The organism is Psychroflexus sp. MBR-150 (assembly GCF_053628795.1).
Genome location: NZ_JBRJHB010000022.1, coordinates 19018 through 39343, shown reverse-complemented (window position 1 = coordinate 39343; position 20326 = coordinate 19018). Strand labels below are relative to the sequence as shown.

The following is a 20326-nucleotide window of genomic DNA, read 5'->3' as shown; positions in this document are numbered from 1 at the left end:
GGCAAAACTCGTGGCGAAGCGGAAAAAATTGAAAAATTTATCAAAAAACAAAAAAGCAGAAATCTGATTGTCAAACTTACACAACCTGATTTTATTCCCAACGGAAAACTAGCTCAGTTGGTTAGAGTCCCGCACGTGCGGGATTAATCAGAGGGTTCAAGTTTTTTAGCCTATTGAGGCTGAAGAGTTGATACCGAGTTTATCGAAGTAAGTCCTTGAGTGTAGTTTTAAAATCGAAAATTTAAATAAGTGTACTGCTTTTTAATTATCAACTGAAACAAATTTGTAACACAAAAGAGCTCTTAACAACGTTTTTGATATTATTATACCTTATTATCTATTAAATAACAGGAATATTTGTTTTTTCCCGTAAAGTTTGTAGGCTTCCCTTAATTATAACTGTTTATTATTCAAATACTGTTACAAATTTCTTGTATTTCATATTTCATTGGTATAATTTGAAATTTAAAATATCACTCCAATCTATCAGGGAACTTAATTACATAAACTACTCGCGATTTAGAAAAGTATTAATGCAAATATTTTTTTCGAAATTCTGTCGGATTTTCTTGAGTAATTTTCTTGAAAACACGATTAAAATACGACAAACTATCAAAGCCAGAACTGTAGCAAGCATCGCTTACAGTATTACCTGACATCAAAATTCTTTTTGATTGACTAATTCGGTAACGATTTAAAAATTCAGTAAATGTGTGTTTTGTCATTTTTTTAAAATAACGGCAGAATGCCTCTTTAGTCATATTACTGAGATTCGCCATCTCTTGCAGTTGGATTTTGTTTTGATAGTTTTTATCAATATAAGTAAAGATATTTCTAATCCTTTTTTGATTTTTATCACTTCTCAGATTGTTGTATGGTCTGTTGTGTAAAAGCTCAACGTCATCAATATTCGAAAGCTTATCTAATATTCTGAGTAATTTAAAATATTGCTCAACTGGATCAAGCTCTTCTAGTTCAAATAACTCTATTCCTATTTGCTTCTTTAAACCGCTATTGAACGCAATACCATGTTTTGATTTTTCAAATAGTTTATTGATAGTTTGCAATTCTGGAGTACCATAAAAATAGGTCTCCACCAATTCTTTTTTGAGATGTACTACAACTTTTTTATAGTCTGATTCTACCCCATAATCAAAATTTAAATGTGGAATATTTGACCCTATTAATACTAGGTCACTATTTTTATAGGTAGTGATATGATTCCCAACATGACGTGTGCCATCCGCCCCTTCAATATAGACCAATTCATATTCAGGATGAAAATGCCAAAAGAACAGATCATTTAGTCTCGGATTAAACATCAAACTGAACGATCTATTCAAGTTGTTAGTGATGGTTTCTAGCTGAACTTTCATTGAAAATATTTACAAACACACATATATATAAATACAAAATTAAACGAAATATATCAATATAGTACAAATACTTGTTAAGGCTATTAAACTTTTATTCATGATTATAACTAATCTTTGTAATTGAATATTTAGCACAATTCTAAATATTAATAGAGTTTAATTTATTCATAATGTATTTTTAAAACTGATATATTGAATTAAAACATTAATATCTTAAATATCAATTATATAAATGAATTACGACATAATTATTGAAATAATAATGTTTTTATTTAATCACATTTAAAAGTAGCTAAGCTGTTAGTATCACGAGTTAACAAAACAAATTATTATCTGTTTAGCTAAAACTCAAGATACTTTGAAAAGAGATAATTTGATTTAAAAAAATAAAACAACTTATAGGTATCAAAAATTATATCAATAAAGTATAAATAAGTTAAAAAAAAAATAAACGCTTATAAATCTAATTTTAAACTTTAAGACAATGGAAAAAACAAAACAAAAAATTAACACGGGTAACGAACACCGAGATATTCCTGGAAATCCTTCTACTTCAAAAAGTAGCAAAAGTAAATTACGAAAAACCGCAACTGCTGATTCTCTTAAAGTCTTATCATTAAAACAATGGAACTTTTGGAAAGAAAACGGTTATGTTGTCATTAAAAATGCTGTGTCACGTGAACAAGCTAAGAATACAGCGAAATTTCTTTGGGAATACGAAGAAAAAAATGCTGAGGATAAAGAAACTTGGTACACTGCTCCACGAGCCAAAATAAAAATGAAGGAACTCGCTGGAACAGGTATGGTAGAAGTGTACAACAACCAGCACCTCTGGAACAATCGTCAAACACAACGTGTCTATGATGCTTTTGTCGATATTTGGGGAACCGAAAAATTGTGGGTAACAATAGATCGTGCTAATTTGAATTTCCCAATGCGTCCTAGTCACGAGTACAAAGGTTTTATACACTGGGATTATGATCCAGAAACAAAACCTCAAAATGTTCAAGGCGTATTAGCTTTAGCAGATCAAACTGACCCCAATATGGGTGGGTTTCAATGCATTCCGTGGTTGTTCAGAAATTATGACAAATGGAAACTTACACAACCTAAAGATAGGGATCATTTTAAACCAGATATTACGGGTCTTGAAGACAAGCTAGTGAAAGTCTCTATGGAAGCTGGAGATTTGTTGATATTTAATAGTTTACAACCACACGGCATACGACCCAATCGTTCTGAAAATGGAGTGCGAATTGCCCAGTATATTTCAATGATGCCCGCAGAGGAGGACAATCTAGAACTAAGGAAATGGCGTATCAATTCATGGAAGAATCGTGTTGCACCCGAAGGATATGCCTTTCCTGGAGATCCTCGAAATTGGGAACAGACTAAGTATAAAAGAGCAGTATTGTCAAATTTAGGTGAGAAATTACTAGGTTTAAAAAAATGGTGATTTTAAAAATGAACTTATCGAAAGTAAAACACCAAAGGGGGAATCTCATTTTAGGTGTTTTAGAAATATAAATTTATATTTACAAACCATTTGAGTAATATCGCACATGCGGGATTAATCAGAGGGTCGAAAGTTCGAGTCTTTCAGGAGGAGCAAAAGCCTTACATTAGCGTAAGGCTTTTTTGTTTGTTATCATGTTTTACCTTTACATTTTATACTCAGATAAATTTGATAAATATTATGTCGGTTCTTCGCTGAACCCTTGGAAAAGACTAGTGAAACACAACTCTTCTAAATTTAATACCTTTACTTCTAAATACAGACCGTGGGTTTTAAAAGCGGTTTTTGAAGCTGGCAAAACTCGTGGCGAAGCGGAAAAAATTGAAAAATTTATCAAAAAACAAAAAAGCAGAAATCTGATTGTCAAACTTACACAACCTGATTTTATCCCTGATATAGTTGAAGTTTTTTTAAACATCAAATTTATGCTCCAATTATAATACATCAAATATGTAGTTAGTCGGTGGGATACAAATAATAATCACCTTTTGAGTTTTATAACTTTAGGGTGATGTTTTCTAAAACAAAAAAGCCGCCAAAAATTGACGGCTTTTCAGGTTTAAATTTAAAACTTAGAAATTAATTTAACGCTTGATAAATTTCAAGCTATTTCCTTTTTCATTTTTGATAATATAAATTCCCCTTGATAAACTCTGAACATCAATTTTTGAAGAATTTTTAATTTCAATCAATTTTTGTCCATTAAGATTAAATATGGTATAATCCCCAACTTGATCTGCTTCTAAAAGTGAGTCCACAGGGTTTGGATAAACTTTGAAACTCAAATCGTTTAAATCAAAATCTTGTGTAGAAAGCGTAATATTACTCAATTCATAAATAGATAAAGTTGCACTGACTTCATTAGACAACACCAATAAAGCTTTACCAGTGCCACTATCTTCAGGAGCAATATAAACAATACCTTCAGGACCTAAATCTCCACTTTCTTGTCCACCTGGCGTGGCATCTCTATTGTTTTCATATTCTAAAAACACAGGTGCAGAAGGATTTGTAACATCGTAAGCCATTACTCCACCAATACGTTCTAAAATAATAAATGTGTAATAATTGCCATTGATTTCTTTAACAATCACATTTTCAGGCTCAACCCCTTTATTGTCACTTCTATTTTTAAAAGAATTATTACTGTTACTGGCATTAAATATAGCACCGTAAACTGGATCAGCTGCCGTAATATGAGCAAAATCATTGCCACTATCGTAAACCAAGTTTCCAGCATCAGCGTTAAAAATACTAAATGAACGACCACCTAAAATATGAATTTCTTCAAACAATCCGTCTCCATCAGCATCACCAGAAGCATTGGTTACATTTATAGCTCCAAGGTTTGCTTCAAGGGCTAAGATATCTATATCTTGAAAAACGGCTGGATCTAAGGTATAATCAGCATCTGTAATATTTCTTTCTTCTTCAAAAGCATCATATTCTCTAGCATCTCCTTCATTTGCAGTAATGAGATAATTAACTCCGCCAATATTATAAGTAACAATGCCATCAGGCATATACAAGCCTTTTATCGGCCAATTGGCATCAAAAATAAAGTCCGTTTCGTCAGAAGTATCTAAAGTGTTTTCTGGTAAACTGTGATCTTTTAAACCAAAAGATTTAATGTCTGTTACAGTATTTGTAGTCAAATCTATAATAGCATAAGCGTTGTTTTCTTGACAAACTACATAAGCTGTTTGAGAGTCTTCACTTACTGTAATATATTCTGGCTCCAAATCTTGAGAAACACTAGCTCCTGGACCAAAAATTCTAATGTCATTGGCATTAAAAGAAGCTTCTTGTCCATCAAAAGCATTGAAATTAATTTCTGTCACATTAGCTTGGGTAATTCCTGCTAAACCACCAGTAACATCAATTTTACTTATACTGCCTTCTGGATCAATAGTATAGTCTTGACTAGGTTGACCTTCATTAGCCACTAAAACTGAATTACCATCAGGTGTAAAAGTTAACATATCAGGTAAAACTCCAACCATTACTTGAACGGGGTTGTTGCCATCTACGTCTGTAAAAACAACAAATCCTGGATTAGTTTCTACATTATCGGCAACTGCAATGGCAACAAGTCCATTTCTGACGTCAACACTTTGTGCACTTGCACCAAAAGGTGTTATATCAATATTACTAATGGTTGAAGGTGCTGTTGGAACAGATAAATCTATGATTTCAATTTTAGTATCGTTGACTACAAATAAGCGTTGTGTAGTTGGGTCAAACTTAGAAATTTCTGCTGTACCATTTGGGTCAACGGTATAGCTGTTCAGGTAATTTATATCCAATACAGTTTCATCTGCTTGTGGCACATCGTTGTCATCGTCTAAAATGTAAACTGGTAGAACAGAGTTGCCTAAAGTAGCATTAACTGGGTTTGATAACTCTAAAACAAAGAATACACTACTATCATCTGTATTGTTATCAATAATAGGAATCGTTACACTTTGTGCTACTGTAGAACCAGAAGTGAAATTTAAAGTTGAAGTTGAAAATGTAAAATGTGTGCCGTCTAAAGCCGTTCCTCCCATCATAACAGAAACATCTACGCTTGATGCATTAGAAGGTGCTATTGATGGTGAAACATTAATAGTTACATTGCCTCCATTTTCATCTACTGAAACAACTGTTTCTTCAAAAGCCAATTGAACTTGAGTAGATTCTGGTGCATTTCCTGGAGATGCAATATTAGGTGTATCTGCTGCATCACCGCCTAATTGTAAGGTTGCAACTGCGCCGTTTGCATTGCCAACTGTACTAAAAGTTGCCAATTCCACATCATAAGATTGACCATCGTTGGCCGCTGTATCAGGATAAGAAGCAGTTTCAAAAGGTGAAGAAGCTAAAGGATCGCCTAACCAAAGATTGACAGTATCGCCACCACTGCCAAGTCCAGCACCATCAACAAACCCAATTTCTACGGTGGATAAATCTAAAACTTCACCCCAAACATTTTGAAAAGTAGTTATATCAGCAGTATTGCCTGTGATTAAAACCACAACAGACTCGCCTGGTTGAATGTCTGTAATTCCTTGAATTAAATCGGCGGTTGTTGCATCTGCTGATTCGTCATCGTAATATAAATCTGGATCAACGCCTGATATCCAAGCCACTCCACCATTATTTTTGATTTCAAACCAATCTTCGGTTAAATCGTTACCTGCTTGACCTGAGAATATTTCAGTTATTACTAAATTTGCTGGTAAAGGCATTGCATTTCCTGGAGATGCAATATTAGGTGTATCTGCTGCATCACCGCCTAATTGTAAGCTTGCAACTGCCCCGTTTGCATTGCCAACTGTGCTAAAAGTTGCCAATTCCACATCATAAGATTGACCATCGTTGGCCGCTGTATCAGGATAAGAAGCGGTTTCAAAAGGTGAAGAAGCTAAAGGATCGCCTAACCAAAGATTGACAGTATCGCCACCACTGCCAAGTCCAGCACCATCAACAAACCCAATTTCTACGGTGGATAAATCTAAAACTTCACCCCAAACATTTTGAAAAGTAGTAATATCAGCAGTATTGCCTGTGATTAAAACCACAACAGATTCGCCTGGTTGAATGTCTGTAATTCCTTGAATTAAATCGGCGGTTGTTGCATCTGCTGATTCGTCATCGTAATATAAATCTGGATCAACACCTGATATCCAAGCCACTCCACCATTATTTTTAATTTCAAACCAATCTTCGGTTAAATCGTTACCTGCTTGACCTGAGAATATTTCTGTAATTTGAAGGTCAAAACTTCCAGGACTTGGTGCAACACCAAAACCATCTAAACCACCATTTGCAATATCTGAAGGCGTAGTGTTGATGGTTTCAAATCTTGTGCTTGGATCTGTGAAACCCGTTAATTCTCCAGTAGTAATACTGCTTAATAATGCAATATTTTGGTTTTGTGTTGAAACGCCATTACCTTCCCAAGCACTCCCAGGATCGGTATTGGGACTTCCAAAAACATCAGTAGTTGTCGTCCCAAGTTTCAGAACTAAAGCATCATCACCGTTAAAAGTAAAAGCTTTTTCATAAAACAAAACACCATTTGAAGTGGCTACAGGCTGCATGTCAATGGTGCCAACAACAAGAACTTCTCCAGGTTGTAAAACACCACTATCAATAGTAAAATCTGAACTTGGAGCTCCACCATTGGTTCCTTTTTCTATGATGAGATTATCAACTGAAAAATCAATTGCTACACTTGTGTTGTTCAAAATTTCGAGACCTTTTGGGGATGTCCCGCTATCGGTTTCTACATATTGACTGATAATCTGAGCAGATGCCCAACTAGAAATCAATAATAAAGCTAATAAAGTAATGTGTTTCATAAGACTATAATTTTAGATTAAATTTTGGCTAAAATTATTACACTAAATCTTAAAACACATTAGCTAAAAATCAATAAATTGTTTAGAAATTTAGAATGAAAGTTAAGTTATGGTTAAATCTAAAGAAGATTTGTTTTTTTTGATAAAATTTAATTTACATTCTCAATATTGTAACCTAAATATTCTACCATATGTTCTTTAAATTTGATATCATATTCCTCTAAATCTTTTAGAATAGGATTGTAAATATCTGGATAAATGGGTCTTAACACGCCTTTACGGGTTATATCTCCATTTAAAATTTTAAGTGTAGCCATACCAACGGGAAGTCCTACTGTTTTAGCCATAGCGGTGTAAGTTTGGTCTTCGCCAATACTGACCATTGTAGAGTCAATTTGATGTTTTTCATTGTTTAATTCATAACCAAATTTATGATACATCACAATCATGTCTTTGTCGTTGGGTTGCAAAGTCCATTGATCTTCTAATATTTTTTGCAGTGCTTGAGCTGGTGTGGCTTGATCTAAACCTATTTTTTTATCAGGGTTAAATAAATCAAGCTCTAAAAGTTTTTCCCAAATCAAATCATCTTGATCAATTTTAAGATTATGTCGCAACTTCAACTCAACAGAATCTGTTGGCGAATAAGGTAAAAATGAATTAACAAACTCACGGTAACTCATATCTTTGGTGTTTTCCATAATATATGTATCGTCTGTCATACCGAGCTGAACAAAAACATTCCAAGCTTTTGAATAACCAACTCGACGTAATGTGCCACGATATATAGTGGGAATATTTTCTAAACCGTAAATATCTCTATATTGCAATGAATTTCGATTGGCAATACCTTCAAATCTACCATATTCTGGCACATTCATAAACTCAGTTCGTCTAAACAAACGCTGATAAGGAATGTATTTGTATTTGCCTTCTTGGATAAATTTTGCTGCACCACCTTGACCAGCTACGACTACATTTCTGGGGTTCCAAGTAAATTTATAATGCCATAGATTATCATCGCTTTCAGGGGCAACAAGACCTCCTGTAAACGATTCAAACATCAACATTTTGCCGCCTTGATTTTTAATTCGATCTATCACTTGCATTGCACTCATATGGTCAACACCTGGGTCAACGCCAATTTCGTTCATAAAAGTTAAACCCTTGGATTTCACTTCATTATCTAATGCTTGCATCGCTTCAGAAACGTAAGAAGCTGTAACCATATTTTTCCCAAATTTCAAACAATCTTTAGCCACTTCAATATGAAATCTCGCAGGAAGCATTGAAACAATAATGTCAGCTTGTTTTATAGCTTTCTGTCTATCATCTGCATTAAAAATATCTAAACTTTCAGGTTTTAAGTATTCTGAAAATTTAGTCATTTTTTGAGCTTGTTTCAAGTCCTTGTCTGCAATAGTGATTTCTAATTGTTGTTCTTGAGATTTTTGGGCTAAAAATCGAACTAAAGAAGCAGTAGATTTTCCTGCACCAATAATGAGTAGTTTACGCATAAATTTATATGATTTTTTGTCTGTTTTTGTTGTTTTTACGAAGGTATATAAATCTACTCTTTTGACTTATAATAAGCCGATAATATTATATGCTAATTTTAAAAATACCTGAATTCAACAATTAAAAGTAACTTTTGATTTGATAATCTAAACTTAATCTCTACCAATTTAGTAGGAAATAAAAATTATTGTAATTTTGTAACTTATTCATAGTTTATGAAAAAAGAATACAAACAGGCTGTATTGGCTGCTATAACTGGTGGTAAAGAAATTTTAAAGGTTTACAATACCGATTTTGAAGTTGAATATAAAGGAGATAATTCGCCCTTGACGCTCGCCGATCAAAAGGCTAATGAAGCCATTGTAGAGAAATTAAAGCCATTGGGCATTCCTATGATTAGTGAAGAAAATAAAAATAAAACTTTTACTGAAAGAAAAAACTGGTCTCAATGTTGGATCATTGATCCATTAGATGGCACCAAAGAATTTGTAAAAAGAAACGGTGAGTTTACAGTAAATATCGCTTTGGTTAAAAACCAAAAACCCATATTTGGGGTCATTTATGTCCCTGTAACAAAAGAGTTATTTGTTGGTTTAGTTAAAGAAAACAAATCTTACAAGTTGATTTGGGATGACACAAAAAATTTTGATGACAATTTTAATGATGCAAAAACATTAAAACCAACGGAATCTGAAACAATGAGAGTTGTCGGTAGCCGTTCTCATATGAACGAAGACACACAAAAATTTATTGAAGAATTAAAATCCAATCAAAACAAACCCGTAGAAATTGTCTCAAAAGGCAGCTCCTTAAAATTTTGTCTCATCGCTGAAGGAAAGGCCGATGTTTACCCACGATTTGCACCGACAATGGAATGGGATACTGCAGCAGGTCAAGCCATTTGTGAAGCTGTTGGACTTCGAGTTGTTGATCAAAAAACACAACAACCTATGCTTTATAATCGAGAAAACTTACTCAACAATTATTTCTTGGTGACTAAAAGTTAACAAATATGAATAATACGGTTTTTCATAATTATAACATCACAAGACAAGATCGCGAAAAGCAATTGAAGCAGTCGGGCTTGGTTTTGTGGTTCACGGGTTTATCAGGCTCTGGAAAATCAACGCTTGCCAATGCTGTTGAACAACAATTGTTTAATTCAGGTTATAAAACTTACACCTTAGACGGTGATAACATACGTCAAGGCATTAACAAAGGTTTAGGGTTTTCTGCCGAAGACCGTGCTGAAAACTTAAGACGAATAGCTGAAGTGGCTAAACTTTTTGTGGATTCAGGGCAAATCTGTATTGCAGCATTTGTTTCGCCAACACAAGCAGACAGGCAACAGGTCAAAAACATTATTGGACCAGATGATTTTTTTGAAATATTTGTAGATACACCACTTGAAGTTTGTGAAAAACGCGACGTCAAAGGGCTTTATGCCAAAGCAAGAAAAGGTGAAATCAAAAATTTTACAGGGATTTCAGCACCTTATGAAAATCCAAAACATCCTGATATTACAGTTAAAACAGTAAATAAAAGTGTAGAACAATCTGCCCAAGAAGTTATCAATAAAATCAAACCACATTTGAAATTAACACGTTATGAGTAAATATTATCTCAATTATCTCGACGAATTAGAATCTGAAGCCATATTCATCCTAAGAGAAGTTTGGGCACAATTCCAAAATCCTGTCATTATGTTTTCAGGCGGAAAGGATTCTATTTTAGTTACACATTTGGCTAAAAAAGCATTTTATCCTGCAAAAATTCCTTTTTCACTTTTGCACGTTGATACAGGCCATAACTTTCCTGAAACGATTAAATTTCGTGATGATTTAGTGAAAAAACTTGGGGTTAATCTACTCGTTGGTTCTGTTCAAGAATCTATAGATAAAGGTCGAGTGCTGGAAGAAAAAGGTAAAAATGCAACCAGAAATGCACTGCAAATCACCACTTTACTCGATGCCATTGAAGAACATAAAATTGACTGTGCCATTGGTGGCGGAAGACGCGACGAAGAAAAAGCCAGAGCCAAAGAACGCTTCTTTTCTCACCGTGACGATTTTGGACAATGGGATCCTAAAAACCAACGACCAGAATTGTGGAATTTGTTGAATGGAAAACATTTTGAAGGTGAACATTTTAGAGCTTTTCCTATCAGTAATTGGACTGAAATGGACGTATGGAACTATATTTTAAGAGAAAACATATCAATTCCGTCGCTTTACATCGCTCACCAAAGAGAAGTAGTTTGGAGAAACGGTTCTTGGATTCCTAATTCAGAATTTTTAAAATTGGAAGATCATGAAGAAGTAGTTACCAAAAAAATAAGATTTAGAACACTTGGCGATATCACCATCACAGGCGGTATTGAGTCTGATGCCGATACATTAGAAAAAATTGTCGAAGAAGTTTCAACTATGCGTCAAACCGAACGCGGCAATAGAACTGATGATAAACGTTCAGAAACCGCAATGGAAGACCGTAAAAAAGAAGGTTATTTTTAAACAAAACTGAAGAAAAAACGATAATATTATGAATATTCAACATAATCAACTTTTAAGATTCACAACAGCTGGAAGTGTTGATGATGGAAAAAGCACTTTGATAGGTCGCTTGCTTTACGATTCCAAATCAATTTTTGAAGACCAAATCGCCGCCGTTGAAAACACCAGTAAACAAAAAGGTATAGATGGCGTAGATTTAGCCCTATTTACCGATGGCTTAAAAGATGAGAGAGAACAAGGCATCACTATTGATGTGGCTTACCGTTATTTTACTACACCAAAACGCAAGTTTATCATCGCCGATACGCCAGGTCACGTTGAATATACCCGAAATATGGTAACTGGTGCTTCAACAGCCAACGCCGCCATTATTCTTATCGATGCTAGAAATGGTGTGATTGAACAAACAAAACGCCACGCTTATATTGCCTCTTTATTGCAGATTCCACACATTTTAGTCTGTGTTAATAAAATGGATTTAGTCGATTATAGTGAAGAACGTTTTAACGAAATTGTGAACCAGTTTGAAGAATTTGCTTCAAAACTTTACATCAAAGACGTGCGTTATATTCCAATCAGTGCTTTAAATGGTGACAATGTAGTCAACCGTTCTGAAGAAATGACTTGGTATAAAGATTCTCCACTTTTAAACGCTTTAGAAACTTTACATATCAGTAGTGATATTAATAAAATCGATAGCCGTCTAGCCGTTCAAACCGTGATAAGACCTCAGCGAGAAGGTTTTATTGATTACCGTGGTTATGCAGGCAGACTACAAAGCGGGATTTTTAGAACTGGCGATGAAGTCACTGTTTTACCTTCAGGATTGACTTCAAAAATAAAAAGTATTAATGCTGGTGAAGATGAAGTGCAAGAAGCTTTTGCTCCGATGTCGGTTTCAATAACATTAGAAGACGATATAGATGTTAGTCGTGGTGATATGATTGTAAGAAAAAACAACCAGCCCCAAACCTCACAAGAATTTGATGTGATGCTGTGTTGGTTGAATCGAGATGCTGCCAGACCGAGAACAAAATATACCATTATGCATACCAGTAATGAGAAAAAAGCAATGATCAAAGATGTGGTTTACAAAATGGACATTAATACTTTTAAAAGAGATGAGACTGACAAGATGTTGAATATGAATGATATAGCCCGTGTAAAAATAAAAACCACAAAACCTTTAATGATTGATGCTTACCGTAAAAACAAACATACGGGAAGTATTATTTTGATAGATGACGCTACAAAAGAAACCGTTGCTGCTGGTATGATTGTTTGATCCCCTATTATTTTCTAAAAAACAAAACTACCCGAAGTTGAAATCAGCTTCGGGTTTTTATTTGACTCAGAGCTTAAGTTTCTATTCTAAACTAACGTGAGTGTGATATAAATTCCAATAAAATATATTCATATAAAATACAGATATTTATTCATTTGTCATGACGACAGAGCGAAGCATGAGCGACGAGACATCTCAGTAGGATGAGATTTCTCCTCATGCTTCGTTCGAAATGACAAATTTGCTAACAAAAAGATGTAATCATCTGATTTACATATTTCAATAAATCGAACTCACGTTAAACTAAACTTCCAAAACACTGTTTTCTGAGCCCAAATCGTTCCATTTGTAGCTGTCGGCTTGTTCTTCGTTTTGCCAATTTCCGTCAACTAAATATTTGAATTCGTAAGTTTTGCCTTTTTCTAAATCAATAGTGCCTTTAAAATTACCGTTTTTCAATTTTTTGAGTTCGTTTTTAGTTTGACTCCAATCGTTGAAATCACCACTAACAAAAACTTGTTTGGCGTCTTTGGCTTCTACAGTAAAAGTAACTTTGCAGACAGGTTTGGATTTTAAATATTGTTTCTTGATTGCCATAATAATATTTTTGAAACAAATTTAATATTTATACCTATATTTTAAGTATATAATTTTAATATAATGTTATTTTTATGTAAAACATATAATAAACCTTAAAAATATAAATAAATATAAACACGAAAACGTTATACAAAAATGATTGTTTAAAGAATTAGTAAATCTGCTGTATTATATTTCTTATAAATTTGATTATTAATTGTTTACAATCTTCAAAAGTTGGTCTAAATCTTCTAAATCATTGTGATAATGAAAGCTAACACGCAAACCATTTCCTCTTTTTGAGAGACTAATATTAGCTTTTTCAAAGTCTTGAAATCGTTTTTGATTGATACTTAAATTAAAAATGGTTGAATGTTGAGATCTTTTAAACACTACTTCATCTATAAGTTGTTGATTTTTAAAAGTTTCAAAGGCTTGACGAGAAATATTTTGTAAATGGTTTTGAATGTTTTCTATTCCAATTTGGTTGTAATGTAATTCCAAAGCCGTTGCCAAAGATTTTATGGCAATTAAGTCGTAATGACCTGGCTCTAAAAAGCCCATAGGTTTTGATGCTTCCTTGGTTTTGTCTATCAAACTATTGGCACCGATTTGCTTAGGGTTCAGCTCATCAAGTAGAGCTTCAGAAAGCATCACAATACAATTGCCAAGTCCAGCGTTGAGCCATTTATAGCCACTTGAAATCATTAAGTCAATTCCTGAATTTTTAAAATCATAGGCTTCAACGCCAAGATACTGTGTGCCATCAACCAAAATTTTTAAGTTGGGAAAATCTCGCTTTAGTTTTTGAAAAAAAGAGGTTTCAAGGTGAAGTCCACTAAGATATTGAACTTTACTTACAGCAAAAAAATTGGGTTTATATTTGGCGATATACTCATAAATATCATTCTCAATTTGACTCGTTATAGAAATACTTTTACAATCAAAACCTCTGTTTTTTATAGGCAAACGAATAGAAGGATAATCTTCATTGAGATACAAAAAAGTAGCAGATTCATTTATGGCGTCTAAAACAGCATTAAAAGCCAAAGAAAAATTAGCCGAAATGGCTACTTTATCTTGGTCAACATTAAAAATCCTTGCAATATTTTTTTTGGTTAGAGTGATAATTTTATCTTCATCATTCAAAAAAACACTGCCTTGATTGTAAAAATCTTCGTTGTCTTTTTGTTTTTGTAAAAGCACATTTATAGACAGCAACCCACAAGCTGCCGTATTGAGATAGGTGAAATTTTGAGTTTGTGGAAAAATAGTCTTGGTATTCATCAACATTTAGCTTAAATTTGGAAGACTAAAATACAATTTATTATGACTTCTTCTAAAGATATTGATATCGATCAAAAAGAGTTGTTCAAAAACGCTAATAGGCGCTTAATTCAAAAAAAGCGTTTAGTGCATCACCTCGTCTTTTTTATAGCAGGTGCCGTGGTTTTAATTTTTGTCAATTTAGTTTTAGAATATCAAATTGATTTTAAGCCCTTAGGCTGGCATTGGTTTGTTTCAGCTATTTTGATTTGGGCATTTTTTCTCCTTGCTCACACCATCAATGTGTTTTTTGTTGAAAAATTAATGGGCAGAGCTTGGGAAGAAAAATATATGAGTAAACTTGTTGAAAAACAATTGGTTAAACTAAAAAAACTTCAAAAGAAAGTAGATGAAAAATACCCATTAGAAGGCACAAGTCAAGATAAACAAGATGAAAATCAGTCTAAAACTGAACCCCAAAACCCTAAAAAATCTTGAAGTTAATTGCTATTGCTGCCGTTGGAGAAAGAAACGAGTTGGGTAAAGACAATCAATTGCTTTGGCATTTGCCCGATGATTTTAAGCGTTTTAAAGCTTTAACGAGCCAGCATTTTATTATTATGGGCAGAAAAACCTTTGAGTCTTTTCCTAAACCTTTACCTCACAGGACTCATATTGTGATTACACGACAAGATAACTACCCTATCAAAGATTGCATTGTTGTAAAAAGCATTGATGAAGCCATCAAAATAGCTAAAAAACAAGACAAGGTTTTTGTGATTGGTGGTGGCGAAATCTACAAGCAATTTATGCCATATGTTGATGAAATAGAACTGACCCGTGTTCGTGGACAATTTGATGCAGACACATATTTTCCTGAAATCAATTTGAATACTTGGACATTAACCCAAAGCAAACATCATCCAAAAGATGATAAACACAACTACGCCTTTGATTACGAAACCTACACCCGAAAATCAGTTTCATAATGCAACATATTAAAAAAATATGTGAGTTAAACGGCATCAAATTTCAAAATATAAATCCGCTTAATGGCGGTGATATCAATGACACTTATAAGATTGATTCTCCAAAGCGAGATTATGTCATTAAAGTCAATCAAGTCAAGCGTTTTCCAGATATGTTTAAGCTTGAAGCTAAATCGCTAAGTCTTCTTTCAAAAACCAAAAGTTTTGTCATTCCTGAAGTCATTGCTTATGGCGATTTTAAAAATTACACCTATCTCATTTTAGAATATATTGAAAGTGGACAGCCTGAAAATTCATCTGAAACCTTTGCAGTTGCCTTAGCAAAACTCCATAAAACCCAATCGGAAACATTTGGTCTTGATTTTAACAACTATATCGGTGGCCTACCGCAACCTAATCTACCAAATTTTGATAATGCTTTAGACTTTTATATAAATCTGAGATTAGAACCTCAATTTAAGCTCGCACGGCAAAAGGGATTTGAATTTAAAAATCTCAATAATTTCTATAAAAACTTAGAGGCAATTATCCCAACAGAAAAATCCTCTCTAATTCACGGCGATTTATGGGCGGGCAATCATTTATTTACCAGCAATGGCAAAACCTGTATTTTTGACCCAGCCATAGCTTATGCACCGCGGGAAATGGATTTGGCGATGATGAAACTATTTGGTGGCTATTCTCAAGATATTTTTAAAATATACAATGAAATATCTCCATTAGAACCCAACTGGAAATCTCGAATATCGCTTTGGCAACTTTACTATATTTTAGTCCATCTCAATTTGTTTGGATCTTCGTATTATAGTCAAGCAAAACATATTTTAAATCAATACCAATAAAAAAACCTGTTGAGTGTCAACAACAGGTTTGTGAGATAATGTGAAATAAGGAACTATTTCTTTTTAGTTTTATACAATTGTTTGATTTTAGCAATTTCTTTTTCTGAAAAATTTCCTTCTAAAATTTTTACAAATGATTCATCAATTTTTTTGTTGGTTGATGCCAGTTGCTCAGGATCATCAGACAAGTTATTTTCAGCACGAGCACGACCTAATTCAGTAGAATAAATAGCTCTATAGAGTAAAAGACTCCTATCATCATCAAGTTTGAGCTCTTGACTGATTTTGGTAGCAGTTGCTTTACTAGATTCTGCTAAGCTTTGTGGGTTTGAGTCTTGTGCATAAACTCCAATACTCATAAATGTAAAAATAGCAATGTAAATAATTGATTTCATAATTTTAATTTTGCGATAAATTTAATCGTTTTTTTAATATAAAACAAATCTAATAGATTTTGTTTCAAAATTTAAGCTATTTCAAATATATTTAGTTTATTTTACTAAGATTGCGTTAATTAGATCCTTTTGGATATTTACTAATTTTACTTTTAAAAAAAATTTTTTATGAAAAGTTTTATTACACTCATGATGCTATTGTTTTTTTATATATCGTCAGCTCAATCTGTTGAAGGTTATGTTTTTGACAAAAAAAAACAAACTCCAGTTGTTTTTGCTAGCGTTTATACCACTCAAAACACTGGTGTGATTACTAACCAAGAAGGTGCTTTCAAAATTAAAATTGACAATTTATCAGAAATAGACAGCTTAATCATCACAAGTTTAGGCTATGAAAAATATTCTTTAGCCTATAATCAGCTCAATAATTTAGACACTATTTTCTTAAAAGAACAAAAAGAAATGCTTAACGATGTAGTGATTTCTGCAAATAAGCTAAGTGCAAATCAAATTATCCAAAAATTTAAAGATAGTATTAGTCAACGGCATTTTATAGAGCCAACGCAATTCAAAATTTTTAAACGAACGCACTATATAGACAATCCTAAGTCTTTAGAAGTAGAGATTAATAAATCTTCATTTATGACACGCAAACAAAGAAAATCGTTCAATGATAAGATTGTAAAATATTTTAAAGATATCGATGGCAATATTTCAAATACCTACGAAGATCTGCTTTACAACGCCTATTATTTTAAAGATTCTATGAATGTAGATTATGTTAAAGGCACAAAACTCATCAATTTAAGTCAAAACACATCGGTTGAAACCCTTCAAAAAGAAGTATTTAAAGAATTGCTTACCGCTTTAGATACTGAATCAACTTTTAAAGTCAAATCAGGTCTTTTTACTGTTGATGATAGTTTAAGCACTAAAAAATTTATTCAGTTTAGCGATAATTCTATCAAAGACACATTAAAAAATTCAACTACCGAAAATTCAGCTTTAAAATCGCTAACCCACAACCTTCCAAATCATGATATATTTGAAGATTTAGACCATTACAAATTTAAACTTATCGATACAAAATTGTATGAAGACGAAGTTGTTTACGTGTTAAGCTTTGCTCCTGATCACAGAAAAGCCAAATACCAAGGCAATGTATATATCAATGCCGTTGACTTTGGGCTAATGCGTATGGATTATAGACTTATTGAAGGCGAAAAAGAAGCTGGTCGTAATATGAAGTTTTTATTAGGTATAAAGTATAGAATTGACCAAAGTGAATATCAGATTATTTATCAAAAGCATAAAAACAACATATATTATCCCAAATATTTTCGTTCAAAATACAATCAGTATGTTTATGTAGATAGAAACATTAAATTTAAAGAAAATATAGATGACAGAAGCGAAAGAATTCAACTCAAACTCGATTTTCATGTTGAAAACAACAACCAAATGATTACCGAATTTTTATTTATGAGCCCCAAACCCATAGACAAAAACAACTATTCTTTTGATAAAAATGGATTTGCATTTTCTGAATACATCAAAACCTACGATCCAAAAATTTGGGAAGAATATGATATCATTCAAGTTACAGAAGGTATTAAAAATTACGAATACTAAAATTTATTTATGACCCAAAGTAATCCTCTATTAAACCATTTTGAAATTCCACCATTTTCAAAACTCAAGCCTGAACATTTTAAACCTGCTATCAAAGAATCCATTGAAAAAGCAAAACGAGAAATCAATGAAATAACCCAACAGAAAAATCCAACTTTTGAAAACACCATCGTCGCTTTAGACAATGCAGGTTATGATTTGGAGCGGATTTCTCAAATTTTGTTCAACCTCAACTCTGCTGAAACCAATGAAGATATTCAGCAAATCACACAAGACGTGTCACCGTGGTTAAGCGATTTTCAAAATGATATCATGACCAATGTTGAACTTTTTGAAGCGGTAAAACAAGTTTACAAACAAAAAGATGAGCTAAATTTAAACCCAGAGCAACACACACTTCTCGACAAACATTATAAAAGTTTTGTGAGAAATGGTGCCAACCTGAACAAAGATCAACAAGAAAAACTGCGTGAAATTGATAACAAACTTTCAACCTTGAGCTTGAAATTTGGTCAACACGTCTTGGCAGAAACCAATGCATATCAACTGCATATCAAAGACCAATCAGAGCTTAAAGGTTTGCCTGAAAATTTACTTGAAGCAGCATCAGATTTAGCAAAACAACAAGATAAAACAGGTTATATTTTTACACTGCAATATCCGAGCTATGTGCCGTTTATGAAATATTGCGAAAACAGAAAATTGCGTAAAGAAATGGCTCTCGCCTTTGGCAAACGTGGCTTTCAAAAAAACGACAATAACAACGAAGAGATTGTAAAATCTATTGTAAAATTGAGACACAAACGTGCCAATCTGCTTGGCTTTAAATCTCACGCCGAATATATTTTGGAAGAACGCATGGCAAAATCTCCTAAAAAAGTCAATGATTTTTTAGAAGATTTGCTTTCAAAAGCCAAACCCGCAGCACAAAAAGAATTTGAAGAATTATCAACTTTTGCAAAAGACAGAGACGGTATCAACCAATTACAAAAATGGGATGTGGCGTTTTATACCGAAAAACTCAAACAACAAAAATTTAATTTAGACGATGAATTGTTAAAACCCTATTTTCCACTCAACCAAGTTATAGATGGTGTTTTTCTGATTGCCAATAAACTTTATGATTTGAATTTTAAAGAAGTTGATAATATTGAAAAATACCATAAAGAGGTCAAAACCTATGAAGTTTACGATGACAATCAAAATTTTAAAGCGATCTTTTACGCTGATTTTCATCCACGTGCAGGAAAACGCGACGGTGCTTGGATGACCTTGTATAAAAATCAGTTTAAAACCCAAACAAAAAACGAAAGACCGCAAGTGTCTATTGTTTGTAATTTTAGCAAACCCACTCAAACCCAACCGTCTTTGTTAACTTTTAATGAAGTGACAACTTTGTTTCACGAATTTGGACACGCCTTACACGGAATGCTTGCCAATACGCAATACCGTAGCCTTTCTGGACCATCAGTCTATTGGGATTTTGTTGAATTGCCAAGTCAATTATTAGAAAACTGGTGTTACGAAAAAGATGCTTTAGACTTGTTTGCCAAACACTATAAAACCAGCGAAACCATTCCTGAAAAATACGTTGAGCAAATCAAAGCTGCAGCCAATTTTAATGAAGGCATGCAAACTTTAAGACAACTCAGTTTTGGTTTGCTTGATATGGCATGGCATACCACAAATCCAGATGATATTATAAATGTAAAAACTTTTGAAAAAGCCGCTTTTGAACCTACGAGATTAGTTGATGACGTTGAAGAAAACTGTATGAGTACGGCATTTTCTCATATTTTTCAAGGTGGTTACTCGGCAGGTTATTATTCTTACAAATGGGCAGAAGTCCTCGATGCCGATGCGTTTGAAGCTTTTAAAGAAAATGGTATTTTTGATGCTAAAACCGCAAAAGCTTTTAAAACCAATATTTTAGAAAAAGGCGGCACCGAAGAACCAATGCTGCTCTATAAACGCTTTAGAGGTCAAGAACCCAATCCTGAAGCTTTGCTCAAACGTGCTGGTCTTTTGAAATCTGAAAAAAATTAGTTATTTTTTGATTCAATACAAAT

17 protein-coding genes are annotated in these 20326 nt (G+C 33.3%); 11 read left to right on the top strand and 6 right to left on the bottom strand.

What is annotated here, in order from left to right:
* Window positions 1-530 precede the first annotated feature (530 nt).
* The gene (locus ACSSV5_RS10720; RefSeq protein WP_211064868.1) at window positions 531-1376 is read right to left on the bottom strand and encodes an AraC family transcriptional regulator; all 846 of its coding nucleotides are present in this window, start codon (window positions 1374-1376) and stop codon (window positions 531-533) included.
* 484 nt (window positions 1377-1860) lie between these two features.
* On the opposite strand from ACSSV5_RS10720, the gene ACSSV5_RS10715 reads away from it, so the two are divergent.
* Together ACSSV5_RS10715 and ACSSV5_RS10710 are read left to right on the top strand one after the other, a co-directional pair.
* Complete coding sequence (locus ACSSV5_RS10715) at window positions 1861-2832, top strand: phytanoyl-CoA dioxygenase family protein (RefSeq protein WP_454245866.1); 972 nt, start codon at window positions 1861-1863, stop codon at window positions 2830-2832.
* A gap of 194 nt (window positions 2833-3026) precedes the next feature.
* Window positions 3027-3332: a GIY-YIG nuclease family protein gene (locus tag ACSSV5_RS10710; protein ID WP_211064869.1), complete on the top strand. Its 306-nt coding sequence runs from the start codon at window positions 3027-3029 to the stop codon at window positions 3330-3332.
* 144 nt (window positions 3333-3476) lie between these two features.
* Here the strand turns inward: ACSSV5_RS10710 and ACSSV5_RS10705 are convergent, their stop codons facing one another.
* Window positions 3477-7238, bottom strand: a complete 3762-nt coding sequence (locus ACSSV5_RS10705; protein WP_454245865.1) for a choice-of-anchor I family protein — start codon at window positions 7236-7238, stop codon at window positions 3477-3479.
* Window positions 7239-7387: 149 nt separating this feature from the next.
* Window positions 7388-8755: a saccharopine dehydrogenase family protein gene (locus ACSSV5_RS10700; protein ID WP_454245864.1), complete on the bottom strand. Its 1368-nt coding sequence runs from the start codon at window positions 8753-8755 to the stop codon at window positions 7388-7390.
* A gap of 216 nt (window positions 8756-8971) precedes the next feature.
* On the opposite strand from ACSSV5_RS10700, the gene cysQ reads away from it, so the two are divergent.
* The 4 genes from cysQ to ACSSV5_RS10680 are packed head-to-tail and all read left to right on the top strand — an operon-like array spanning window position 8972 to window position 12554.
* Complete coding sequence (gene cysQ / locus ACSSV5_RS10695) at window positions 8972-9763, top strand: 3'(2'),5'-bisphosphate nucleotidase CysQ (protein ID WP_454245863.1); 792 nt, start codon at window positions 8972-8974, stop codon at window positions 9761-9763.
* 5 nt (window positions 9764-9768) lie between these two features.
* Window positions 9769-10371: an adenylyl-sulfate kinase gene (gene cysC / locus ACSSV5_RS10690; RefSeq protein ID WP_211064872.1), complete on the top strand. Its 603-nt coding sequence runs from the start codon at window positions 9769-9771 to the stop codon at window positions 10369-10371.
* Window positions 10364-11269, top strand: coding sequence for a sulfate adenylyltransferase subunit CysD (gene cysD / locus ACSSV5_RS10685; protein ID WP_454245862.1), 906 nt, complete (start codon window positions 10364-10366; stop codon window positions 11267-11269). The genes cysC and cysD overlap by 8 nt, the downstream gene beginning before the upstream one ends.
* 28 nt (window positions 11270-11297) lie before the next feature.
* Entirely contained in the window at window positions 11298-12554 is a 1257-nt protein-coding gene (locus ACSSV5_RS10680) for a sulfate adenylyltransferase subunit 1 (protein WP_454245861.1), read from the top strand.
* Window positions 12555-12857: 303 nt separating this feature from the next.
* Here the strand turns inward: ACSSV5_RS10680 and ACSSV5_RS10675 are convergent, their stop codons facing one another.
* Together ACSSV5_RS10675 and ACSSV5_RS10670 are read right to left on the bottom strand one after the other, a co-directional pair.
* Window positions 12858-13151 carry an isoamylase early set domain-containing protein gene (locus ACSSV5_RS10675; RefSeq protein WP_211064875.1) on the bottom strand — a complete coding sequence of 98 codons (294 nt, stop codon included), beginning with the start codon at window positions 13149-13151 and terminating at the stop codon, window positions 12858-12860.
* Window positions 13152-13346: 195 nt separating this feature from the next.
* Window positions 13347-14420, bottom strand: coding sequence for an aminotransferase class V-fold PLP-dependent enzyme (locus ACSSV5_RS10670; RefSeq protein ID WP_454245860.1), 1074 nt, complete (start codon window positions 14418-14420; stop codon window positions 13347-13349).
* A gap of 42 nt (window positions 14421-14462) precedes the next feature.
* Between ACSSV5_RS10670 and ACSSV5_RS10665 the strand changes: the two genes are divergently transcribed.
* From ACSSV5_RS10665 to ACSSV5_RS10655, 3 genes are read left to right on the top strand one after another with little or no spacing between them, the layout of a single operon-like run.
* Window positions 14463-14897: a 2TM domain-containing protein gene (locus ACSSV5_RS10665; protein ID WP_454245859.1), complete on the top strand. Its 435-nt coding sequence runs from the start codon at window positions 14463-14465 to the stop codon at window positions 14895-14897.
* Window positions 14894-15388, top strand: coding sequence for a dihydrofolate reductase (locus tag ACSSV5_RS10660; protein WP_454245858.1), 495 nt, complete (start codon window positions 14894-14896; stop codon window positions 15386-15388). Before ACSSV5_RS10665 ends, ACSSV5_RS10660 begins: the two co-directional genes overlap by 4 nt.
* Complete coding sequence (locus ACSSV5_RS10655; RefSeq protein WP_454245857.1) at window positions 15388-16230, top strand: fructosamine kinase family protein; 843 nt, start codon at window positions 15388-15390, stop codon at window positions 16228-16230. Before ACSSV5_RS10660 ends, ACSSV5_RS10655 begins: the two co-directional genes overlap by 1 nt.
* A 53-nt stretch (window positions 16231-16283) precedes the next feature.
* Here the strand turns inward: ACSSV5_RS10655 and ACSSV5_RS10650 are convergent, their stop codons facing one another.
* Window positions 16284-16625 (bottom strand): hypothetical protein, encoded by a 342-nt coding sequence (locus tag ACSSV5_RS10650; protein WP_211064879.1) that lies wholly within the window; start codon window positions 16623-16625, stop codon window positions 16284-16286.
* Between the two features lie 168 nt (window positions 16626-16793).
* Here ACSSV5_RS10650 and ACSSV5_RS10645 point away from each other — a divergent pair, with 168 nt between their 5' ends.
* Together ACSSV5_RS10645 and ACSSV5_RS10640 are read left to right on the top strand one after the other, a co-directional pair.
* A complete protein-coding gene (locus ACSSV5_RS10645) occupies window positions 16794-18257 on the top strand; it encodes a carboxypeptidase-like regulatory domain-containing protein (protein ID WP_211064880.1) in 1464 nt (487 codons plus the stop codon).
* Between the two features lie 9 nt (window positions 18258-18266).
* Window positions 18267-20303: a M3 family metallopeptidase gene (locus ACSSV5_RS10640; RefSeq protein WP_454245856.1), complete on the top strand. Its 2037-nt coding sequence runs from the start codon at window positions 18267-18269 to the stop codon at window positions 20301-20303.
* Window positions 20304-20326: the final 23 nt, after the last annotated feature.

Bases quoted from the DNA above. Each gene is read 5' to 3' on its own strand.
- ACSSV5_RS10645 (WP_211064880.1), top strand. From the start codon at position 16,794: ATGAAAAGTTTTATTACACTCATGATGCTATTGTTTTTTTATATATCG.
- ACSSV5_RS10720 (WP_211064868.1), bottom strand. From the start codon at position 1,376: ATGAAAGTTCAGCTAGAAACCATCACTAACAACTTGAATAGATCGTTC.
- ACSSV5_RS10715 (WP_454245866.1), top strand. From the start codon at position 1,861: ATGGAAAAAACAAAACAAAAAATTAACACGGGTAACGAACACCGAGAT.
- ACSSV5_RS10670 (WP_454245860.1), bottom strand. From the start codon at position 14,420: ATGAATACCAAGACTATTTTTCCACAAACTCAAAATTTCACCTATCTC.
- ACSSV5_RS10675 (WP_211064875.1), bottom strand. From the start codon at position 13,151: ATGGCAATCAAGAAACAATATTTAAAATCCAAACCTGTCTGCAAAGTT.
- ACSSV5_RS10665 (WP_454245859.1), top strand. From the start codon at position 14,463: ATGACTTCTTCTAAAGATATTGATATCGATCAAAAAGAGTTGTTCAAA.
- ACSSV5_RS10655 (WP_454245857.1), top strand. From the start codon at position 15,388: ATGCAACATATTAAAAAAATATGTGAGTTAAACGGCATCAAATTTCAA.
- cysD (WP_454245862.1), top strand. From the start codon at position 10,364: ATGAGTAAATATTATCTCAATTATCTCGACGAATTAGAATCTGAAGCC.
- ACSSV5_RS10705 (WP_454245865.1), bottom strand. From the start codon at position 7,238: ATGAAACACATTACTTTATTAGCTTTATTATTGATTTCTAGTTGGGCA.
- ACSSV5_RS10640 (WP_454245856.1), top strand. From the start codon at position 18,267: ATGACCCAAAGTAATCCTCTATTAAACCATTTTGAAATTCCACCATTT.
- ACSSV5_RS10710 (WP_211064869.1), top strand. From the start codon at position 3,027: ATGTTTTACCTTTACATTTTATACTCAGATAAATTTGATAAATATTAT.
- ACSSV5_RS10650 (WP_211064879.1), bottom strand. From the start codon at position 16,625: ATGAAATCAATTATTTACATTGCTATTTTTACATTTATGAGTATTGGA.
- ACSSV5_RS10680 (WP_454245861.1), top strand. From the start codon at position 11,298: ATGAATATTCAACATAATCAACTTTTAAGATTCACAACAGCTGGAAGT.
- ACSSV5_RS10700 (WP_454245864.1), bottom strand. From the start codon at position 8,755: ATGCGTAAACTACTCATTATTGGTGCAGGAAAATCTACTGCTTCTTTA.
- cysQ (WP_454245863.1), top strand. From the start codon at position 8,972: ATGAAAAAAGAATACAAACAGGCTGTATTGGCTGCTATAACTGGTGGT.
- cysC (WP_211064872.1), top strand. From the start codon at position 9,769: ATGAATAATACGGTTTTTCATAATTATAACATCACAAGACAAGATCGC.